The 21269-nt window shown below is 73.1% G+C and carries 16 protein-coding genes and 4 pseudogenes; 12 read left to right on the forward strand and 8 right to left on the reverse strand.

Translation table 11 applies throughout. The features are described 5' to 3' along the window. Positions 1-7: 7 nt before the first annotated feature. Positions 8-1741 (reverse strand): BCCT family transporter, encoded by a 1734-nt coding sequence (locus tag ACH4MY_RS11745; protein WP_398001029.1) that lies wholly within the window; start codon positions 1739-1741, stop codon positions 8-10. Between the two features lie 187 nt (positions 1742-1928). On the opposite strand from ACH4MY_RS11745, the gene ACH4MY_RS11750 reads away from it, so the two are divergent. The 3 genes and pseudogenes from ACH4MY_RS11750 to ACH4MY_RS11760 all read left to right on the forward strand — a co-directional run bounded on the left by ACH4MY_RS11750 (position 1929) and on the right by ACH4MY_RS11760 (position 5873). Beyond that, positions 1929-2669 (forward strand): GntR family transcriptional regulator, encoded by a 741-nt coding sequence (locus tag ACH4MY_RS11750; protein ID WP_398001033.1) that lies wholly within the window; start codon positions 1929-1931, stop codon positions 2667-2669. Between the two features lie 162 nt (positions 2670-2831). Continuing rightward, positions 2832-4124, forward strand: coding sequence for an amidohydrolase family protein (locus ACH4MY_RS11755; protein ID WP_398001036.1), 1293 nt, complete (start codon positions 2832-2834; stop codon positions 4122-4124). A 391-nt stretch (positions 4125-4515) separates the two neighbouring features. Beyond that, a pseudogene (locus ACH4MY_RS11760) lies at positions 4516-5873 on the forward strand (amidohydrolase). A 74-nt stretch (positions 5874-5947) separates the two neighbouring features. On the opposite strand, the gene ACH4MY_RS11765 reads toward ACH4MY_RS11760, so the two are convergent. Beyond that, positions 5948-6322, reverse strand: coding sequence for a VOC family protein (locus ACH4MY_RS11765; protein WP_398001038.1), 375 nt, complete (start codon positions 6320-6322; stop codon positions 5948-5950). A 446-nt stretch (positions 6323-6768) separates the two neighbouring features. Here ACH4MY_RS11765 and ACH4MY_RS11770 point away from each other — a divergent pair, with 446 nt between their 5' ends. Continuing rightward, the gene (locus tag ACH4MY_RS11770) at positions 6769-8328 is read left to right on the forward strand and encodes a polysaccharide lyase family 1 protein (protein ID WP_398001041.1); all 1560 of its coding nucleotides are present in this window, start codon (positions 6769-6771) and stop codon (positions 8326-8328) included. A gap of 116 nt (positions 8329-8444) precedes the next feature. Here the strand turns inward: ACH4MY_RS11770 and ACH4MY_RS11775 are convergent, their stop codons facing one another. Then, positions 8445-9131, reverse strand: a complete 687-nt coding sequence (locus ACH4MY_RS11775; protein ID WP_398001043.1) for a hypothetical protein — start codon at positions 9129-9131, stop codon at positions 8445-8447. A gap of 49 nt (positions 9132-9180) precedes the next feature. On the opposite strand from ACH4MY_RS11775, the gene ACH4MY_RS11780 reads away from it, so the two are divergent. Beyond that, positions 9181-9387 (forward strand): hypothetical protein, encoded by a 207-nt coding sequence (locus ACH4MY_RS11780; RefSeq protein ID WP_398001046.1) that lies wholly within the window; start codon positions 9181-9183, stop codon positions 9385-9387. Between the two features lie 46 nt (positions 9388-9433). Here the strand turns inward: ACH4MY_RS11780 and ACH4MY_RS11785 are convergent, their stop codons facing one another. Next, positions 9434-10150: a TetR/AcrR family transcriptional regulator gene (locus ACH4MY_RS11785; protein ID WP_398001049.1), complete on the reverse strand. Its 717-nt coding sequence runs from the start codon at positions 10148-10150 to the stop codon at positions 9434-9436. 186 nt (positions 10151-10336) lie between these two features. Further along, entirely contained in the window at positions 10337-11977 is a 1641-nt protein-coding gene (locus ACH4MY_RS11790; protein ID WP_398001052.1) for an FAD-dependent monooxygenase, read from the reverse strand. A gap of 166 nt (positions 11978-12143) precedes the next feature. Here ACH4MY_RS11790 and ACH4MY_RS11795 point away from each other — a divergent pair. The 7 genes and pseudogenes from ACH4MY_RS11795 to ACH4MY_RS11825 form a co-directional block, all read left to right on the forward strand. Next, positions 12144-12302, forward strand: a pseudogene (locus tag ACH4MY_RS11795) (lipase family protein); the annotation flags it as partial. A gap of 226 nt (positions 12303-12528) precedes the next feature. Further along, positions 12529-13170 (forward strand): beta-glucanase, encoded by a 642-nt coding sequence (locus ACH4MY_RS11800; protein WP_398001666.1) that lies wholly within the window; start codon positions 12529-12531, stop codon positions 13168-13170. A gap of 229 nt (positions 13171-13399) precedes the next feature. Further along, a complete protein-coding gene (locus ACH4MY_RS11805) occupies positions 13400-14137 on the forward strand; it encodes a hypothetical protein (RefSeq protein ID WP_398001055.1) in 738 nt (245 codons plus the stop codon). A gap of 268 nt (positions 14138-14405) precedes the next feature. After that, positions 14406-15244, forward strand: a pseudogene (locus ACH4MY_RS11810) (N-acetyl-gamma-glutamyl-phosphate reductase). Beyond that, positions 15241-16392: a bifunctional glutamate N-acetyltransferase/amino-acid acetyltransferase ArgJ gene (gene argJ, locus ACH4MY_RS11815; protein ID WP_398001057.1), complete on the forward strand. Its 1152-nt coding sequence runs from the start codon at positions 15241-15243 to the stop codon at positions 16390-16392. Before ACH4MY_RS11810 ends, argJ begins: the two are co-directional and overlap by 4 nt. A gap of 17 nt (positions 16393-16409) precedes the next feature. Further along, on the forward strand, positions 16410-17357 hold the full coding sequence (gene argB / locus ACH4MY_RS11820) for an acetylglutamate kinase (RefSeq protein ID WP_398001060.1): 948 nt from the start codon (positions 16410-16412) through the stop codon (positions 17355-17357). Positions 17358-17482: 125 nt separating this feature from the next. Beyond that, positions 17483-18683, forward strand: a pseudogene (locus tag ACH4MY_RS11825) (acetylornithine transaminase). Here the strand turns inward: ACH4MY_RS11825 and ACH4MY_RS11830 are convergent. The 3 genes from ACH4MY_RS11830 to ACH4MY_RS11840 are packed head-to-tail and all read right to left on the reverse strand — an operon-like array spanning position 18680 to position 21194. Next, a complete protein-coding gene (locus ACH4MY_RS11830; RefSeq protein WP_398001063.1) occupies positions 18680-19399 on the reverse strand; it encodes a 4'-phosphopantetheinyl transferase family protein in 720 nt (239 codons plus the stop codon). The pseudogene ACH4MY_RS11825 and the gene ACH4MY_RS11830 sit on opposite strands and share 4 nt — an antisense overlap. Further along, entirely contained in the window at positions 19396-19623 is a 228-nt protein-coding gene (locus ACH4MY_RS11835) for a hypothetical protein (protein ID WP_398001066.1), read from the reverse strand. The genes ACH4MY_RS11830 and ACH4MY_RS11835 overlap by 4 nt, the downstream gene beginning before the upstream one ends. Continuing rightward, positions 19620-21194 carry an amidohydrolase gene (locus tag ACH4MY_RS11840; RefSeq protein WP_398001069.1) on the reverse strand — a complete coding sequence of 525 codons (1575 nt, stop codon included), beginning with the start codon at positions 21192-21194 and terminating at the stop codon, positions 19620-19622. Before ACH4MY_RS11840 ends, ACH4MY_RS11835 begins: the two co-directional genes overlap by 4 nt. Positions 21195-21269 lie beyond the last annotated feature (75 nt).

Consider the following 21269-nt stretch of genomic DNA (forward strand, 5'->3'; position numbering starts at 1 on the left):
CCGTCGCTCAGCTCCCGTCGGAGTCCTGGGTGCCGGGGCCGATACGCAGTTCGAAGTCGCCGTCGTACTGTGCGTGACCCGCGATGACGGCGAGTTCGACGACCTCCACGCCCACCTCGCCCCGGACGATGAGCGGGTCCTTGCGGAGGTCCCGCATCAGCGCCACGCACATGCCGATCATCACCAGGACGAACGGCGCCGCCACCAGGATCGTGAGGTTCTGCAGACCCGCGAGGGCGTCGCCCTGGCCGTCGCCGATGAGCAGCATGACGGCGGCGACCGCCCCGGTCACCACGCCCCAGAACACCACCACCATGCGGGTGGGGTCGAAGGCGCCGCGCTGGGAGAGCGTGCCCATGACGATCGAGGCGGCGTCCGCGCCCGACACGAAGAAGATGCCGACGAGGATCATCACGAGCAGACTCATGGTGCCGGTCAGGGGGAACTCCTGGAGCACTCCGAAGAGCTGTCCCTCCGGAGTCGTCTTCCCTGCCAGCTCGCCCTGTTCGCTGAGCTTCATCGCCGTACCGCCGAAGATGGCGAACCACACCAGGCTGACGGTGCTCGGCACCAGGATGACGCCGCCGACGAACTGGCGGATGGTGCGGCCCCGGCTGATCCGGGCGATGAACATGCCGACGAAGGGCGTCCACGAGATCCACCAGGCCCAGTAGAAGACCGTCCAGCTGCCGAGCCAGTCGTGGATGTCGGCACCGCTGGTCGCCTCGGTCCGGCCGGCCAGCTGCGGCAGGTCGTCGATGTAGGCGGCGATCGAGGTGGGCAGCAGGTCGAGCACGATGATAGTGGGGCCCGCGATGAACACGAACAGGGCGAGCACCCCCGCGAGCACCATGTTGATGTTGGAGAGCCACTGGATGCCCTTCTCCACACCGGACACGGCGGAGAGGACGAAGGCCACGGTGAGTACGGCGATGATGGCGACGAGCAGCCCGGTGCCCGTCTTCTCCATCCAGCCCAGCTCCTCGAAGCCGCTGCCGATCTGGAGCGCGCCGAGACCGAGCGAGGCGGCGGAGCCGAAGAGGGTGGCGAAGATGGCCAGGATGTCGATGACGCGGCCGGGCCCCCCGTACGCCGCCCGCTCACCGATCAGCGGGACGAAGACGGCGCTGATGGTCTGCCGGCGCCGCCGCCGGAACGTGGAGTACGCGATGGCGAGTCCGACGACGGCGTAGATCGCCCACGGGTGGAGCGTCCAGTGGAAGAGCGTGGTGGCCATGGCGGTCTGCATCCGCTCGGCCGAGTCGACGGGGTGGGTGCCGGGCGGCGGGGTGCCGTAGTGGGCGAGCGGCTCGCTCACGCCGTAGAACATCAGACCGATCCCCATACCGGCGCTGAACATCATGGCGATCCATGACACCGTCCGGAACTCCGGACCCTCGCTCTCCTGGCCGAGCGTGATCCGGCCGTAGCGGCTGATGGCCAGCCAGAGCGCGAACACGACGAAGCCGGACGCGGCCAGCATGAACGCCCAGCCGCCGTTGCGGATCAGCCCGTCGAGCAGGGTGCTGGACGCGTCCTCCAGGCTCTCGGTGGCCGTGGCACCCCACACGACGAAGGCCAGGGTGAGGACGGCGCTGACGCCGAACACGATCCGGTCGGTGCGGGCACGACGGTGACTGTCGGGACGTCCGGGCAGGTCCGCCGTCACCGGCAGCGCCTCCCGGCCGCCCCGATCGGCGCCTGCTCCGCGACCGTCCGGTCTCTGTTCTTCCTGCGACACAGATGGCACCTTTCGCGGCAATGCGGTTTTTCATCCCACATCTGACGATGTCCCTGTAAGGCAGTACCACAGCCGAGGCCCCGCACGGCGGACCAACAGACCTCCACGGCTTGACCGGTGACCGCCGACGGCCCGACGTATCCTCGGCCCGGGCACCCCGAACGCACGACGGAAGAGGTCGGAACAGGTGGCGGACAGACACAGGACCGGCTCGGCGACGAAGCAGGGGGGCGGAGCCGACCCGGCTCCGGCATCGGCGCCGCCCGAGGCAACGACGCCGACGCCACTCAGCACGCGCGCGCGTGAGGCCGTCCTCCAGCGCATCGTCGACCGGCGGTACGCGCAGGGCGCCCGTCTCGTCGAGCGCGAGGTCGCCGAGGAGCTCGGCATGTCCCGCGTCCCGGTACGCGAAGCCCTGCGCGCCCTGGTGACCGAAGGGCTCCTTGAGCTGCTCCCGCACAGCGGCGTGCGCGTACGGCGCCTGGAACGCACCGACGTGGAGCACCTGTACGAGGTGTGGGAACCGCTCACGGTCCAGGCGTCCCGGCTCGCGGCGCGAGCGCGCGCGGCGGGCGACACCGGGGGGCTCGCGACCCTTGAGGCCACCCTCCGTCAGGCCGAGTCGGCGGCCGCCGCGGACGAGGGGACCCGTGAGGTGGCCGCCCATACGGCGTTCCACGAGAGCGTCGTGGCCATGGCGGGCAATCCCTTGCTGGCGCGCACGATGGAGCAGCTGAGCTGGCAGCTGCGGCTGGTGTTCGGCCTGCGCGAGGAGCCCGCGCACATGCGGGCCCAGCACGCCGAGATGTACCGGCACATCGCGGCCGGGGACGCGGAGGCCGCGGCGGCGAGCACGCTGCTGCACGTCCGGGACAGCAGGGCCGTCGCCCTGCGCTCCCTCTTCGGAGAGCAGGACGGAGCCGCCTGAGGTCATTCGTATACCAAGACGAGCGATCGCGCACCCCTCCGACGAGCGAGGACGGTACGGAACGGGTGTTTCCGGATGAGGTGATCACTCCCCTTGTCCACCACCTTCGGCTTGGTATACAAAACGGGGAAGCCGTCGGCCCACTCCCCAAGGAGCACCCCCATGTGCGTCGAAGCCCTCCCGCCGCCCTCCGGCAAGCTGACCCGCCGTGGCGTCCTCGCCGGAGCGGCCGCCCTCGCCGGCACCCTGGCCGCGGCCGGCCCGGCGGCGGCCGCCGGTGACGAAGCCGCCGCCTCGGCTCGCCCCGCCCCCGGCACCCCCGCACGCCCCGGCCACCTCGTGATCCGGGGCGGCACCCTCCTCGACCCCGCCACCGGCGAGGTCACCGAGAACGCCGTCGTCGTCATCGAGGACGGGACCGTCCGCGCCGCCGGCCGCCGGGACGACGTCGCCGTACCGCGGGGCGTCGAGGTGCTGGAGGCCCACGGCCGCTGGATCCTGCCGGGCCTGGTGGACGCGCACATCCACCTCAGCACCGCCGCCGAGGCCCGCGACGCCGTCCGCGGGGGCGCGACCAGCGCGCGCAGCGGCTCGACCTCGTTCTACCAGGACATCGCCGTCCGCGAGCTCGCCCGGCACAGCCCCGCCCTCGCGCCCCGGCTGAAGGCCGCCGGAGTCTTCGTCACCCCGAACCTCGGCGACACCGTGCTCGCCGACCCCGACCTCACCCCGCTCGCCCGCCTCAAGGACGGAGTGCGTTCGGCCGAGGCCCTGCGCCGTGTGGTGGAGGTGAACCTCGCCCGCGGCGCCGACGTGATCAAGACCCGGGTCAACGAACGCGCGGGGCTCCCGGAACAGGACCCGCTCGCCCAGGTCTACTCGCACGAGCAGCTCGCCGAGATCGTCGCGGCGGCCCGGCGACGCGGCAAGGGCGTGCTCTGCCACAGCTACAGCGAGCAGGGCTGCCACGACGCCGTGACGGCGGGCATCCGCTCGCTGGAGCACGGAGCGTTCGTCGGCGAGCGCACGCTGCGCGAAATGCGGCGCCGGGGCACCTACTTCACGCCCACCCTCACCGCCATCGCCGGACTCGCCGAGTCCTCGGACCCCGTCCTCGCCGAGCGAGGACGCACCTACCTCCCGGTCCTCAAGAGGGCGGTCCTCGCCGCCCACGAACTCGGCGTCCCGCTCGCCGCCGGAACGGACTCGTCCGGGGGCGTGGTGGACCCGATCGGCGGAGAGGTCGAGCTGATGCACTCCGCCGGCCTGTCGGCCCTCGACGCCATCCGCACGGCGACCACCGGCGCGGCCCGCCTCCTCGGCCTCGCCCGCACGGCGGGCCGCCTCGCCCGCGGCTACGCGGGCGACGCGATCCTCCTGGACGGCGACCCGCTCACCGACCTCGGCGTGCTGAGGCAGCCGGTGGGAGTGGTACGGGCGGGCCTCCGGGTCTGAGCGGGGCGCGGACGCCACGAGGCGGACGCGACACGGCGACGGCAGCGGCAGCGGCAGCGGCAGCGGCAGCGGCAGCGGCAGCGCGTACGGACCGGGGCGCCCTCAGGTTGCGGCCTCGGACCCCTGAGCCGCGCCCCTCACCCGTCGCACCTCACCCGCCACCCGCGCACCAGTCGCCCGCAGCCCGCCACAGCACGCAGCGGCCGGGGCCGGCCCGCGCCAAGGATCTCGCCCTCGGCGTCACCGCTCCTGCCCCACCGCTCCCCTCCCCCACCACGCAACCCACCCCGCAACCCACCCCGCACACAGCGCGGAGCCGCGCGCGGCTCCGCCGCGGCTCGCTTTCGCCTGGCCTCCTCCCCTTGCCGACATGTCTCCCGAAGGAGTTCCCATGCAGTCGTCCCCGGCCTCCCCCGGCCCGCTCTCCCGTCGCACGATGGTGGCCGGCGCCGCCGCGCTGGCGGGTGCCACGGCGACGGCCGCCGCCACCGCCGCGCCCGCCCAGGCCGCGACGGCGTCCGCGTCCGTCTCCACCGAGGCGTCGACCCGCGCCCCGGGGCACCGCTCGCGGACCGTGGTGTTCCGCGATGTGCGCCCGTTCGGCGCGGCGAAGGCCACCGACATCGTGGTCGTCGACGGACGCGTCTCGGACCGTCCCGCGCCGCGCGGAGCGAAGGTCGTCGACGGAGGCGGCCGGATCGCGCTGCCGTCGCTCGTGGACGCCCACATCCACCCCGACAAGACGACCTGGGAAGGGTCCTGGGTGTCGCGGCGGCCGGCGAGCGGCATCGCCGACTACGTCGCCCAGGACGTGGAGCTGTTCCACAGCCGGCGCCGCCCCGTCGTGGAGCGTGCGTACGGGCTGATGTCCCACGCCGTCTCCCGGGGCACGCGGGCGATGCGCGCCCACGCCGATGTCGCCCCTGCCTACGGCCTGGCCGGGGTGGAGGGGGTGGCGGAGGCGCGCGAGCGGCTGCGGCACGCGCTCGACGTCCAGATCGTGGCCTTCCCGCAGCACGGTGTCATCCGCACTCCGGGTACGGCCGCGCTGCTCGAGAAGGCGGCGCGCGAGGGTGTCATCGACATGATCGGCGGCATCGACCCGATCGGCTTCGACCAGGCTCTCGACGACCAGCTCGACGTCGTCTTCGGCATCGCGGACCGCTACGGCGTCGGGGTGGACATCCATCTGCACGATCGCGGCGAGAAGGGCATGAAGGCCATGCGCGCGGCATCGTCGACCGTACGCGCGCCCTCTCCCTCGCCGGGAAGGTCACCGTCAGCCATGTCTTCTGCCTGCCCGGCCTGACGGACCGTGAGCTCGGTTCCATCGCCGAGGACTTGGGGGATCAGGACATCGCCCTGACCACGGTCGCGCCGTCGGACTCGCTGGTTCTTCCGATCGCCCGGCTGCGCGAGTACGGGGTGCGGGTCGGGCTCGGATCCGACGGTGTGCGCGACTCGTGGAGCCCGTTCGGCAACGCCGACATGATGCACCGCGCGCACATCCTCGGGTGGGTGACGGACGTGCGCCTCGACGAGGAGCTGACGGACTGCCACACCGTCGCGGCGCACGGGGGCGCGGATGTGATGGGTCTGGCGCACGCCGACTTCGAGGCCGGGGCCCCGGCCGACTTCGTGCTCGTCCGGGGCGAGTGCCTGCCGCAGGTCGTCGTGGACATGCCTCGGCGCGACATGGTGGTGCACGGCGGTGTCGTCGTGGCCCGCGACGGCGAGTTCCTCGACTGAGCCCGCCCCCGGCCGGTCGGGCACCCCGAGCGGGGTGCCCGACCGGCCGTTGACCGGCCCGAACGCCCGGACCCCTAGAGGTACGGCCGCGTGATCAGTTCGAAGGCGTGCCCGGCGGGGTCCTTGAAGTAGACCCCGCGGCCGCCGTGCTCGGTGTTGGTCTCGCCGGGCCGCGTCATCTGCGGGTCGGCCCAGTGCTCGACCCCCTGCTCGCGGAGCCGCCCGTACGCCCGCTCGAAGAGCTCGTCGTCGACGAGGAAGGCGTAGTGCTGCATCTGGATGTCGACCGGGGGCGCGGCGAACTGGATGAGGACGCCGTCGGCGAGCTGGACGTTGACGAAGGGGCCCCAGGACGGCGCTTCGGGGAGTTCCAGCAGCTCCCGGAAGAAGCGCGCCGACTCGTTGCTGTCCTTGGCGGCGATGATGGTGTGGTTGAACGTGACTGCCATGTGGATGACCTCGCTGTTGGTTCGACACGAAGGGGACTCGCAGTGCTTGCGCACTGGGGGGTCCGCGTGCCGAACCGTGGGGGTGCTTTCGACGCACCCGCGGAGCGGTCAGTCGTCCACCGGATAGCCTGTCTGTGCATGGCGTCGAATCGCCGGTCCGGTGTTCACGTCGGAGAACGCTACTTGATCATCATCACGGTGGCAAGGGAGCGGAACATCCCCTGGTGAGGCCGCCCACGGGGTGCGACCGGACCGGCGAACGTCCCGACACCCTTGCGAGGGCGGGCCCGTACGGCCCGGGAGCGGTCTTGCGCGGAGCCTTGCCAGTCCCTCGGGGTGACCCTATTCTCCCGGCGAGAAAGCGCTTTCTTTCTGTGTTTTCCCTCTGGCCCGAACGGCGTTACGCGAGCAACTCCCAGCGTTCGAAGACGAAAAGGACGGCGAGCATGAAACGACCAGTCGCACTTCGGCTCCACGCGGCACTGACCACCCTGGCCCTGGCGGCCGCGACCGGTGTGGTGCTGTCGATGCCCCAGGCCTCGGCGGCGGCGACCGGCGGCCCCACCGGTTACGCGACCCAGAACGGCGGGACCACCGGCGGCGCGGGCGGGCAGACGGTACGGGCCACCACGGGAACCGCGATCCACGCGGCCCTGTGCGCACGGGCCAGCAGCAGCACCCCGATCACCATCGAGGTCGAGGGAACCGTCAACCACGCCAACACCGCCAAGGTGTCGGGCACCAGCTGCAACACCGCCGCCGGCGTGATCGAGCTCAAGCAGATCAGCAACGTCACCATCGTCGGGGTCGGCGCCGGCGCCGTCTTCGACCAACTCGGCATCCACATACGCGAGTCCAGCAACATCGTCATCCAGAACGTGACCGTCAAGAACGTCAAGAAGTCGGGCTCGCCGATCTCCAACGGCGGCGACGCCATCGGCATGGAGAGCGACGTCCGCAACGTCTGGGTCGACCACGTCACCCTGGAGGCCTCGGGCGGCGAGTCGGAGGGCTACGACGGCCTCTTCGACATGAAGGACAACACCCAGTACGTGACCCTGTCGTACAGCATCCTGCGCAACTCCGGACGCGGTGGCCTCGTCGGGTCCAGCGAGACCGAACTCTCCAACGGCTTCATCACCTACCACCACAACCTGTACGAGAACATCGACTCGCGCGCCCCCCTCCTGCGCGGCGGTACCGCCCACATGTACAACAACCACTACCTGCGGATCAACGAGTCCGGCATCAACTCCCGCGCCGGGGCCCACGCCAAGGTCGACAACAACTACTTCGAGGACTCCAAGGACGTCCTGGGCACCTTCTACACGGACGCCGCCGGCTACTGGCAGGTCAGCGGCAACGTCTTCGACAACGTGACCTGGTCAGCCCGCGGCTCCGAGAACAACCCGGCCGGGCCGGACCCGCAGTCCAACACCACCATCGCCATCCCGTACGCCTTCACCCTCGACTCGGCCGGCTGCGTGCCGGATGTCGTCGGCCGTACGGCGGGCGCCGGCAAGGGCCTTCAGGTGTCGAACGGCAACTGCTCGCCGCAGACGCCCACCCCGACCCCCACGACCCCGCAGCCGACCACACCGGCCCCCACCACCCCGACACCCGGACCGACCACCCCCGGCGGGACCAACCTCAGCATCGGGGCCGGTTCCGACGGTACGAGCAAGGCCGACGGTACGAGCTACGGCAACGTCCGGGACGGCGACCTGGGCACCTACTGGTCGCCGGCCGGGTCGACCGGCTCGGTCTCCGTCAAGTGGGGCTCCGCGACCACCGTCTCCGCGATCACCATCCGTGAGGCGGCGGGCTCGACCGGCGCCATCGGCTCCTGGCGGGTCCTCAACGGCGACACCGGAGCGGTGCTCACCTCCGGCAGCGGAGCGGGTGCCATCACCGTGCCCCGCACCGCGCTGAAGAAGATCACCTTCGAGATCGTCGGCTCGACCGGTACCCCCAAGGTCGCCGAGTTCGAGACCTACGCCGGATAGCCGCCCGGATCCACCGGTCGGCACGCCGGTCCGGATGCCGGTCCGGATGCCGGTCCGGGTACGGGGTCGTCTCCCCCGGACCCGGACCGGCATCCGCCTGCGCGCGTGCCGCCGGATCAGCTCACGAACTCCCGGTCTCCGTAGCGCACCCGTGCCTCGTTCCAGTCGGCGCCGAGCGAGGCCGTGAACTTCCGCGCCAGGGCCAGATCGGCGACCGGGGCGACAAGGACGAGCGTGCCGTCGAGGGTGACCGAACCGCCACCGAGCCTCTCGCGGGCCTCGGGGTCCGCGACGAGCGCCTCGCGCAGGCCGCTCGGCCGGACGCCGGGAACCTCGATCTCGACGGCGTCGGTCTCCGGGGACGTACGGGGCAGACAGCGGAAGGTGAGGACGGCCTCCTGCCCGTACTCCTTGGCGATGACGCCGGCGATGTGGTGGAGCCCGTCGCGGCCGACCCTGTTGACGTCGAACTCGCGTGACCGTTCGTAGGTGGCCTGCTTGAGCGCGTCGGACCAGAACACCCCGTCGAGCAGGGTCGAGGCGGCCGGCCGGGCGCCGTGGGCGCGGACGATCGCGCGGACCTCGTGGTCGAAGCGGGTCAGCCGGGTACGGAGCCGGGGGTCGTCCGGGTCCGTGATGACGGCGGTGTTGTCGGTCGCGAAGATCTCCGCCGCCGGAGCCGTCCGGCAACCGTCGTCGACGGGGCTCGCGTGCGTACTCTGTGCGCCCGTGATCCCGAGGACGAGGGCGGCGAGGCCGGTGACCGGGAGGCGGAGCCGGCGGCGGGTGTGGTCGTTCGTCATGGCGTGATCAACGAGCCCCGGCGGCGATCGTTGCGTCACTCACCGGCGGATGAGCACCCGTGCTCGTCCCCCGCCCGGTCCGCCGCTCCCACGGGCACTGCCCTGGATCGGACTCGGCGTCGCCGCGGTGATCTCGGCGGTGCTCGCCCCCCGCCCGGTCCGGCGGCGCGGACGGTCCCCGTGGGTGTATCCGCCGCTCGGGGTGGTGCTGTACGTGGCGTCGCCCGTCGGCACCTGGATGATCTTGGTCTCGTGAGAGCCGAGGAAGCCGCGCGGTCGGGACGGCCTGTCGGTACGGCCGGCTACGCCGGGACGAGGGGCGCCAGGCCCTGGACGAGCAGGGTGAGGCCGAACGCGAACTCCTCGTCGACGGCGACGGAGGTGAGCGACCGGGCGGCCCGGAGGAGGGCGGGGTAGGAGTCCGGATCGAGCCCGCCGTAGAAGGCGGCGAGTTCGGCGCCGTGCTCGGGGGCGGCGGCGGGGCCGTGCTGCTGGGCGGTGAACCCGATGACGTAGTGCGTGACGGCGGTGAAGGCGCGGGCGGCGAGGTCGGCCGGCAGGCCGTGCGCCAGGAGCGCGCCCAGCACGCGTTCGCGCCGGTCGAGTCCGTGGGGGCCGACGGGGACGTACGCGATGAGCAGCGGCAGCGTGTGCGGGTGGCGGCTCAGGGTGGTGTAGAACCGGCGGGCCGTGACCGTGAGGGTCTCGCGCCAGTCGGCCGAGTCGGCGAGCGCGTCGAGGTCGACCTCGCCCAGGACGCGGTCGACGACGTACGCCAGGATCTCGTCCTTGCCCTCGAAGTGACGGTAGAGGGTGGCCGTCCCGGAGTTCAGGGCCTCGGCGAGCATCCGCAGGGAGAACGCCTGGGTGCCGTGCTCGTCGACGAGGCGCAGGGCCGTACCGACGATGTGCGCGGTGTCGAGGGAGGGACGGCCTCGCCTCGGCTCGGCGGGGGCGGAGCCGGCGGGGCGTGCGGCCCACCAGGCCGGGCTGCCGGGGGGCGGCGGGGTGGCGGCCATGGGGTGGGGCCCTCTCTCGCTGTTCCGGGTCGCCGCCGTCCTGCGCGCGGCTCCCGACGTCCTTCGTCGGTGCGGTGACACCGTACCGGTCGGCCGTCGCCGGGCCGGGCGGGGGCGGGGGCCGGGCCGCTGTGACGGCCCGGCCCCGTTCACGTACCCCGTCCGCGAGCGGTGCGGGCGGCGGTGTCAGGCAGTGACCCGGATGCCGGCGGTCAGCAGATCGATCACGGCCGACGGGAGAGCGTCGTCGTCGCGCCCGTGAGGACCCTGGGGACTGCGAGGACTGCCGTCACCGCCGTGACCGTGGGTGCCGTCGGCCGTATCGGCGGTGCGACCGGGATGGGCGATGTGGCCCACGTAGCCGTCCGGGCGGATCAGCAGGACGGTGTCCTCGGTGATCCCGTACGCCGTGAGCAGGGCGGCCTCGACCGGCGTACGGGATGTGGTGTGCGTCGGCACGGTGTGGCGGTGCAACGGGACGCCGCCGGACGGCCAGGGCAGACGGTCGACGGCGGCGGCCGCGCGGGCGCCGAACGCGAGGGCGGTGAAGTGCGGGCCCCGGTAGAGGTCGAAGAGGCGCCGGGCCGGGCCGGTCCCCTCCGGCAGCGCCGCGTCGGGGGCGCGGTCGCCGCAGCGGAGGGTGGCCGTGCGGGGCGCGCCGGCGGGGGCGAGGGGGCCGCCGAAGTAGGAGATGCCGAGCTGGTGTTCGTCGGGGCCTCGGGTGAGCCCGCCGGGGCGGGTGCGGCGCAGCCCTTCGTACAGCTCGGTGGAGCGTCCGAGGACCTGTGCGGCGACGGGGCGCCGCTCGTGCTCGTAGCTGTCCAGGAGTGCGTCGTCGGCTCCGGCGAGGACCAGCTGGAGTTTCCAGCCGAGATTGTGGGCGTCCTGAACCCCGGTGTTGAGGCCCTGCGCTCCGGCGGGGGTGTGGACATGGGCGGCGTCGCCGCAGAGCAGCAGCCTCCGGTCCCGGTAGCGCTCGGCGAGGCGGATGTTGGGGCGGAAGACCGAGGACCAGCTGATGTCGCGCAGGCTGAGGGAGGGGCCGACCCGGCGCCGGAGGAGGGCGGTGAGGGCGGTCGGGGTGAGGTCGGCCGGGTCGCCGGGGCTGATTCTGATCATGATCTGGAAGCGGTCGCCCGCGCCGGGCAGGGGGCAGGCCGCGACGCTGCGGCCCCTGGGGCGGGGCCAGATGTGCCAGTGGTCGCGGGAAAGGCCGTCGACGGCGGCGTCCACGAGGATCATCCGGTCGGTCTCGTCGGTGCTGCCCTCGAAGGCGATGCCCGCCGCCTTGCGGACGGTGCTGGAGCCGCCGTCGGCGCCCACGACGTACCGGCTCCTCAGCAGGCGGCCGTCCTCCAGGCGCACCGTGCACACCTCGTCGTCCTGCGTGATCTCCACGGCGCGGGCGCCGAAGTCGACGCGCACCCCGAGGTGTTCGACGGCCTCGTGGAGGAGGGCGGTGGTGGCGTACTGAGGGAGCAGGAGGACGTCGGGGTAGGGGGTGCCGACGGTCTCCGGGGCGGTGGCGTGCATGCGCCAGGCCTTGGTGAAGGGGCCGAGGTGGAGGCCCATCGGGGGGTACGCGCCGCCGGCCGCCCGGGCGGCGTCGGCCAGGCCCAGGTCGTCGAGGACTTCCAGGGTGCGGGGCTGGATTCCCTTGGCCCGCGAGCCCTCGAACCGCCGGTCGTCACGTTCCAGCAGGCGTACCGCGAGCCCTCTGCGGGCCAGGTCGAGGGTGAGGGCGAGACCGACGGGTCCCGCGCCGATGACGGTGACGGCGGTGTCGACGGCCGTCACCGCCGTCACGGTGTCGTTCGATTCCGGCATGTCCGAAGCTCCTCGCTGTCCCCCGGGTGTGCGCAGGGGTGCGCCCACCTCAATCTTTATGGATACAGCGTATCCGAAAGCCGGGAAGTCGGGGTCGCCGGAAGACTCGGACGCGGCGGGCAGTTCGCCGGCCCGCAGCGATCGCGTGACGAAGTCCAGCAGGAACTACGGCGCCATCGCGCTGCCGAACCTCGGCGACAAGATCCTCACCAACCACCTCGTGCCGCTCATCACCGACCAGGGCGACGCCGTCTCCTGGCTGACCGACCGTCTCGCCGGCAAACCGTCCGCCTCCAACTGCTGGACGATGCCCTTCCAGCTCTGAACCCGCCTACGCCCCACCGACCATGCCGGTGGCTCCCCTCGTGACGACTTGTCGCCAAAAAGCGTATTTCCCCCCATGAACTGGGCAGGTTGGGGACATCGCTCGCGGGCGGCCCCTGCCCGCGGGGAAGGAGCGTGCCGTGCTGTCCGACCTCTTCGACCGGCTCTTCAGGCGCGGTACCGGATCCCGTACGGGATCCACGACGGGAACAGGGCCACCGGGAAGAATCGTGCTCGACGCGGACTTCTCGTCCGCCACCCAGTGGATCGCGGGCCATTCCTGGGCCTATCCCAACGGCGGTCCCACCAACCGCGGCGACAACAAGCTCGACCATCTCGTGGCGGACCCCGCGTACAGCAGGACCGGGGTCTTCCGGGCGACCCGCCGGCCCGACGGCCTCTGGGACGCCGGACTGCTCACCACGGAGGGCAGCCCGGAGGGCTTCCTGGTCCGGGCGGGTGACGTGCTGGAGGCGCGGGTGCGGCTGCCCGTGGAGGCGGGTGCGTGGCCGGCGATCTGGACCTGGCTCGACGGCGGGCAGGAGATCGACGTCTTCGAGTACCACCCCGACAACCCCGACCTCCTGGAGCTGTCGAACCGGGTGCGGGGGCGCCACCTCTACTTCCGCGACCCCGCCGTCCGGCCGGGCGCGTGGGTCGACCTCAGGGTCGAGTTCGGCGCCCGCAACGTGGTCTGGTGGGTCAACGGCGCGCGGGTCTTCGACGACCGGAGCGGGGTGGGGCGCTCCTGGCGGGCCCATCTCATCGTGAACCTCTCGGTCTGCGCGGGCCGCTATCACCCCGCGCCCGACCCCGAGAAGTCGGAGATGTCGTACGAGGTGGCGGAGTTGCGCGTGTACCGGCGCTGAAGGGCGCGCCGAGGAGGCCGGCGAGGGCTGCCCCGTCGCACGGTGCGCCGGTAGGGCCGGAGCCGGCGTGGAAAGGTCCGCCCGCCCGACGTCCCCACGACCCGTCGCACTTCCGCGACGCGCGCGACGAAGGGGGGATGCGGGCCTCGGGGGAACGGGCGTTGCGTAGGCTCGAACAGAGCGTTCCGCGCACGCGCACCGCGCCGCCGCACGACGAGGAGGACCTCCCATGACCACCGCCGACGAGGGACGGCAGCGGCTCGACGCGGCCAGCGTCCTCAACGCGAAGAGCACGCTCCTCCAGCTGCTCGCCCGCGGGGGCGTCTACATCGGCGACGCGGAGGAGCTCATCGGGCTCGTGGAGGCCGGCGCCCTCGCCGGCGCGTACACCGAGATCCGCGAGACCGAGGCCCGGCCGAGCGCTCCCGGGGAGCAGGGGGAGGCGTACGCGGCCGGCTGGTCCGAGGGCGCGCTGGCCGTCACCGAGGAACTCGGCGCCCTGGCCGAGCGGGCGCTGGTCCGCGCCGTCACCTCCGGGCCGTCGGCCGACTCCCCCGACGAGCCCTCTCCCGTCCGGAGGGCGGAGATGGAGCGCGCCAAGGTGGCGATCACACCGCTCTACCTCTCGTTCGCCGAGGTCTCCGACCTCGACCCCGAGGTGACCGATCAGGTGCTCGGCGCCGTCCTCCGCACGATGAGCCCGCGGCAGCGGGCCGGATATCCGGGGCGGCTGTCCGCGTTCGCCGAGGCCCACCACACGCATCTGGAGCGGCTGTACGCCGAGTACGGGCCGGGCAGCCCGATCGCGATCCACGGCCGCTACTCCCTCGTCCACTCCCCCACCAGCGTCGCCGTCCTGGAACGCCTGGCCGAGACACCGTCGGCCCTGCACGAGGAGTGGGACGCGGCCGAGCTCCCGCCCGCGTGGCTGGACGGGCTGACGACGGCATGGGGTTCCCCGGTCTGACGATCCGGCACCCCCACCGGCGACCTCCGGCGCCCCACCGGCGACCTCCGGCGCCCCACCGGCGACCTCCGGCGCCGACCCGTACCTCTCTCCAACTCGTCCCACCCGTTGAGCAGTTGCGATCGTTCGCCCCTCGGGCGCGCGACATCGTAGCGATTCCGCACCAGAAGTACTTAGGTTAGGCTAAGTTAAGTTTCGGTGCGCCGACTTGGGGTGTGTCGCCCCGGGTGCGCACCACGTCCCCACTCACCAGGAGAGACGGAAGAACATGACCTTACGGGTCGCGGTGGCCGGAGCCAGTGGGTACGCCGGCGGGGAGATCCTCCGCCTGCTCTCCTCCCATCCCGGTGTCGAAGTCGGTGCCCTGGCCGCGCACAGCAGTGCCGGGCTCCCCCTCGGCCAGGTACAACCGCAGCTGACCTCGCTCGCCGACCGGGTGCTGACGGAGACGTCGGCGGCGGCGCTCGACGGGCACGATGTCGTGTTCCTCGCCCTGCCGCACGGGCAGTCGGGAGCACTCGCGGCGCGGCTGGGCGGCGACACCCTGATCGTCGACTGCGGGGCGGACTTCCGATTGCGCGACCCGGACGAGTGGAAACGCTTCTACGGCACCGAGCACGCCGGCACCTGGCCGTACGGGCTCCCCGAGATGCCCGGAGCCCGGGACGAGTTGAAGGGCACCGGCACACCCCCGAGCTCACCCAGAACCTGTCCCTGGTGGCGGGCGAGCCGGTGACCGTGTCCTTCACACCGACCCTCGCGCCCATGCCCCGCGGCATCCTCGCCACCTGCTCCGCCCGCCTGCGCCCGCACGTGGCCCTCGACGGCGGTGTCGCCGAGGTGCGCGAGGCGTTCGAGGCCGCGTACGCCGACGAACCGTTCGTCCGGCTGCTACCGGAGGGCCAGTGGCCGTCCACGGCCTCGGTGCTCGGCTCCAACACGGTGCAGGTGCAGGTGGCCCTCGATCCGGCCGCCCGCCGCCTCGTCTGCGTGAGCGCGATCGACAACCTGACGAAGGGCACCGCCGGTGGAGCGGTGCAGAGCATGAACGTCGCCCTCGGCCTGCCCGAAGGGCTCGGCCTGCCCACGAATGGAGTGGCTCCGTGACCGTGACCGCCGCCCGAGGATTCCTCGCCAGCGGGGTGACCGCCGGCATCAGGACGTCCGGCGATCCCGATCTCGCCCTGGTGGTGAACCGGGGTCCCGCCCCGGCCGCCGCGGGAGTCTTCACCTCCAACCGGATCCAGGCCGCGCCGGTCCGCTGGTCCCGGCGGGCCCTCGCCCACGGCAGCGTCTCGGCGGTCGTCCTGAACTCCGGTGGCGCCAACGCGTGCACCGGGCCGGCCGGCGCCGACGACGCGCGGACCATGGCCGAACTGACGGCCCTCGCCGTCGGGGTGACCCCGGACGACGTGGCCGTCTGCTCCACCGGCCTCATCGGTGTGCCGCTGCCCATGGACCAGGTCGGGGACGGGATCGCCGTCGCCGCACGGCGGCTGTCCTCCGACGGCGGCCGGGAGGCCGCCGTGGCGATCAAGACGACGGACTCCGTACACAAGACCGCGGCCGTCACCCGGGCCGGCTGGACCGTCGGCGGCATGGCGAAGGGCGCGGGCATGCTCGCCCCCGGTCTCGCCACCATGCTCGTGGTCCTCACCACCGACGCCGTGGCCGACGGGCCCCTGCTCGACTCCACGTTGCGCTCCGCCGTACGGACCACCTTCGACCGGGTGGACTCGGACGGCTGCATGTCCACGAACGACACCGTGCTGCTGCTCGCCTCGGGCGCCTCCGGTGTGACCCCGGAGGACGGGGAACTCGCCGACGCGGTGCACGCCGTCTGCCTCGACCTGGCACGGCAGCTGGTCGCGGACGCCGAGGGCGCGTCGAAGGAGATCGAGGTGGCGGTCGTCGGCGCCGCGTCCGAGGAGGACGCCGTGACCGTCGGCCGCTCGGTGGCGAGGAACAACCTCCTCAAGTGCGCCCTGCACGGGGAGGACCCCAACTGGGGCCGGGTGCTCTCGGCGATCGGCACGACAGACGCGGCGTTCGACCCCGACCGCCTGGACGTGGCGATCAACGGCGTCCGGGTCTGCCGGGACGGTGCGGCCGGGGAGCCGCGCGAGAAGGTCGACATGTCGGGCCGCCGGATCACGGTCACGGTCGATCTGCGCGCCGGACTGGCGTCGGCGGAGATCTGGACCAACGACCTGACGGCCGCGTACGTCCACGAGAACAGCGCCTACAGCTCATGAGCGCGGGGGGAACAGGGATGAGCACACCCATGACGGCGCGACGGGCACCCCTCGGCCGGCCCGTCGGGGAGCCCGTCGTGGCCCCCGTGGAGCTGCCGGCCCGGGACGTCCCGTGGTCGGAGGAGCTCCGGGGCCGGACCGTCGTTCTCAAGTGCGGCGGCAGCACCCTGGTGGACGAGGCCCTCCGGCGGTCGTTCGCCCAGGACGTCGTCGAACTGTGGCACGCGGGCCTGCACCCGGTGGTGGTGCACGGCGGCGGTCCCCAGATCAGTTCGATGCTCGACCGCCTCGCCCTGGAGGTCCGCTTCGAGGCGGGCATGCGGGTGACGACCCCGGAGGCCATGGACGTGGTCCGGATGGTGCTCACCGGGCAGGTGCAGCGGGACCTCGTCGGCGCCATCAACGCCCACGGGCCCTTCGCCGTCGGCATGTCGGGCGAGGACGCCCACACGCTGACCGCCGAACGCCGCCCGGCCTGGGTGGACGGACGGCCCGTCGACATCGGTCTCGTCGGCGACATCGTGACCGTGGCCCCGGACACCGTACGGAACCTCCTCGCCGGGGGCCGTATCCCGGTGCTCTCCCCCGTCGCGCGCGGCGGGGACGGGCAGATCTACAACGTAAACGCCGACCTCGCGGCCTCGGCCCTGGCCGTCGCCCTCGGCGCCGACCGGCTCGTGATGCTCACGGACGTCCCCGGGCTCTACGCGGACTGGCCGCACAGCACCGAGGTCGTCCCCCTGCTGACCGCGGGCGAACTGGACGCGCTGCTGCCCGGGCTCAAGGGCGGGATGCTGCCGAAGATGGAGGGCTGCCTGCGGGCGGTCAGGTCGGGGGTCGGGCGCGTCCACGTCCTCGACGGACGGACGCCGCACGCCGTCCTCCGGAGCGTCCTCACCGAGGAGAGCCCCGGCACCACGGTCCTGCCCGACGACGCGCGGGACGAAGAGGAGAACCCCGTATGACCGTTCCCGGCCCGGCACAAGCTCCGGCACCGCCCGCGACGCCCGCCCCCGCACCGTCCTCGGCCCGCGCCGTCGCACCCGCCGTCGCACCCGCTCGCCCACTCGCGGACCGCTGGCGTGCCGTGATGATGGACACCTACGGCACGCCCCCGCTGGCCCTGGTCCGCGGTGAGGGCTGCACGGTCTGGGACGAATCCGGCCGCGCGTACACGGACTTCACCGGCGGCATCGCGGTCAGCACCCTCGGCCACGCCCCATCCCGCCGTGGTCGCCGCCGTCACCGACCAGGTCGCGCGGCTCGGCCATGTCTCGAACCTCTTCGCCGCCGAGCCGCCGGTCGCCCTGGCGGAACGGCTGCTCGGGCTCCTCGGCTGGCCGGGCCGGGTGTTCTTCGCCAACTCCGGGGCGGAGGCGGTCGAGGCGGCCTTCAAGGCCGCACGCCGGACCGGGCGCACCCGGGTCGTCGCGATGGAGGGCGGCTTCCACGGCCGCACCATGGGCGCCCTCGCCCTCACGGGGCAGCCGGCGAAGCGCGAGCCGTTCCTGCCGCTGCCCGGCGAGGTGACGCACGTGCCGTTCGGGGACGTCGAAGCCCTGCGCGCGGCCGTCTCGGACGAGACGGCGGCGGTCTTCGTCGAACCCGTGCAGGGGGAGGCGGGCGTGATCCCCGCCCCCGACGGGTATCTGCGGGCCGCCCGGGAGATCACCCGTGCCACGGGGAGCCTGCTCGTCCTGGACGAGGTGCAGACCGGGATCGGGCGGACCGGGCACTGGTTCGCCCATCAGGCCGAGTCGGGGGTCGACCCGGACCTGGTGACCCTGGCCAAGGGGCTGGGCGGCGGGCTCCCGATCGGCGCCACGGTGGCCTTCGGCGCCGCGGCCGACCTGCTCGGTCCCGGCCAGCACGGCTCCACCTTCGGCGGCGATCCGGTGGCCTGCGCGGCGGGTTCGGCCGTCCTGGAGACCATCGCCTCGGAGGGCCTCCTGGGGCACACCGTCCGCACGGGCCGGCTGCTGCGGATCGGAGTGGAGCGGCTCGGGCACCCGCTCGTGGGCGAAGTACGGGGTGCGGGGCTGCTGCTCGGCGTCGTGCTGACCGAACCGGTCGCCGCTCGGGTCCAGGGGGCCGCCCAGGAGGCCGGGTTCCTCGTCAACGCCGTCGGTCCGGCGACCGTACGGCTGGCTCCGGCGCTGACGGTCTCGGCGCGTCAGGTCGGGAAACTGGTGGAGGCGCTTCCGGCGATCCTCGACGCGGCTCGCGGCCAGGGGCGTCCTGTCGATCGCGCCCGGCCCGAGCGACAGGACACCGTCCCGGACCGGACCTAGGCTTCGCGCGCGCCGTCCGCGGAGTGCGTCGCACGGATCGCGCAGGCGGCCGCGTACCCCGGGAAGGCCGGGACGTCGGTGAGGGTCCAGCCGGGGATCTCGCCCGGAGCGGGGCCCGCTCCCACGTACGTACGGGACGGGTCCTCGCCCAGGCCGATGCCGACGCCCTTCAGGTACGACTCCTTGCGGGCCCAGCAGCGGGCGACCGCCGCCGGGCGGAGCGCGTCCGGCAGGGCCGCCAGCTCCGTCCGCTCCCGCGGGTGGAGCGCGGCGGCCACCTCATCGGCGACACGGGGCGCGGGCTCCTCCTCGATGTCGACGCCGATCGGGGTGTCCGCGAAGCCGAGCAGGACGGCGCCGCCGGAGTGCGACAGGGAGAAGTGGAGCGGGGTCCCCGCCACGGCGGGCCGCCCGTGGTCGTCGCCGCAGCCCGGGCACGGTTCGCGGACGAGGCGGACGGCCGCGGGGTCCTCTCCCAGGTACGCGCCGAGCAGCTCCCGGAGCACCACGTGCGCGACGCGGTACCGGTCGCGGTCCGCGGGCCGTACGAACTTCCCCGCCCGCTCGGACTCCGTGGCGTCGAGGATCCCTTCCCGTACCGTCGCGCGGTCCGCGTGGTCGCCGACCCGCACGGTCCACAGGCGGGGGCCGGAGCCGTGCCGCCAAGGCGCGGGCAGCGGGTCCGTGCCCGCCCGCGCCGGCGGGTGCGCCGTCATCCGCACGCGCGCCCCGGGTACTCCTCGCCCTCCGGCACGCCGGCCTCCCGCATCCGGCGCAGGACCTCGCCGAGCGAGGCGTCGTCGACGTGCACGGGAAGGTTGAGCTCCCGGTCGAAGACCATGGTGTCCGCGTCCGGGTGCCAGATCACCCACCGGGGCGGCGAGGCGGGCGCGTCCCACAGGGGCGCGAAGGTGTCGAGGTGGTTCTCTCCCGTACTCACAGGTTCCCCTTCTCGGTGTGCCCGTCCACGTACGTGGCGACGACCTCGATGTCCCCGATGCGTGAGGTGTCGACGCTCCGGGGGTCGTCGCCGAGGACCACCAGGTCGGCGCGCTTCCCTGGCGCGAGGCTGCCGGCGCTGTCGTCCCAGTGGCAGGCGTACGCGCCGGCGGTGGTGTACGCGTGCAGGGCCTCGTCGACGGTGATGCCCTCGTCCGGTCCGATGAGCCGGCCGGAGGTGGAGGCCCGTTCGACCATGAACTGGATCGCCCGCAGCGGTGAGCCGTCCGTGACCGGCCGGTCGGAGCTGCCGACGAGGGTGACGCCGTGGTCGAGGAATCCCCGGCCCCGGTACATCCAGGGCGCCCGGCGCTCCCCCATGACGTCCGCGTAGTCGTCGCCGAAGCAGCGCAGGAAGTCGGGCTGGACCACGGCGCTGACGCCGAGCCGTGCGAACCGCGGCAGCTGGTCCGGGCGGATCAGGCCGGCGTGTTCCACGCGGTGCCGGGCGTCGGGCCGCGGCCTGCGCCGCTGCGCCCGCTCCAGGGCGTCCAGGGCGAGGTCGGCGGCGCGGTCCCCGATGGCGTGGACGGCGAGCTGCCACCCGGCGAGATGGCCGTCGACGACGAGCTCCGCGATCCGCTCGGGGTCGTCCTGGAACTCTCCGGTGTGGGACATGCCCTCGTACGGCTCGGTGAGCGCCGCCGTGCGGGCCATCATGCCGCCGTCGGTGTAGATCTTGAGGGCGCCGAGGGAGAGCCAGTCGTCGCCGAAGCCGGTGCGCAGGCCGAGGTCGAGGGCGCGCGGGATGCCGTCGTCCCGGTGCGCGGCGAGCGGGTGGAGGGTGTCGCCGGCGGCCATGAGCTGGACGCGGAGGGGCAGCCGGCCCTGGTCCCTGAGGAGTTGGTAGGCGCCGAGTTCGACGGGGCTGTGGCCGAGGAGGCCGCCGCCGATGCCGGCTTCGGCGCAGGCGGTGATGCCCTCGGCGAGGCAGGCACGGCCCGCGCGCTCGACGGCGTCGGCGAGTTCCTCCTGGGAGTACGGCAGCCGGAGCCGTCGTACGGCGGTCATGGCGCTCTCCGCGAGGAAGCCGTCCTGGTGCGGCACCTCGGCCGGCAGCAGGTCGAGGACGGCGCTGTTCACGACGCAGGCGTGCCCGGAGTCGTGCATGAGGAAGATCTTGTGGCCCTGGCTGACCCGGTCGATCTCGGCGGCGGTGAGATGGCGGCCCAGGGCCCGCTGGTCGTAGCCGGCGATGTCCACCCAGGTGCCGGGCTCGGCCTTCCGGGAGACGGCTTCCCGGATGACGCCGAGGATGTCCTCGACGCGCTCGCACGGGGCGATGCTCGGTGTGCCGGCCTTCAGGCCCGCCCAGGACAGGTGGACGTGGCCGTCGATGAAGCCGGGCAGCACGGTGGCGCCCTGGAGGTCGACGACCTCGCGGGCGGGCAGCGAGGTCACGGCCGCGTCGAGGCCCACGATCCGTCCCCGCCAGATGCCGAGGTCGTGGGCGACGGGGTGGTCCGGGTCCATGGTGAGAATGCGCGCGTTCGTCAGCCTCGTACAGAGCATGGGCGGTCCGTTCCGGTCGCTGTCGATGTCACTGTCGATGTCGATGGCGCCGCCGGTCTCGGTGTCGACCCCCGG

This window comes from Streptomyces sp. NPDC017246 (assembly GCF_044331325.1).
Taxonomy (GTDB): domain Bacteria; phylum Actinomycetota; class Actinomycetes; order Streptomycetales; family Streptomycetaceae; genus Streptomyces.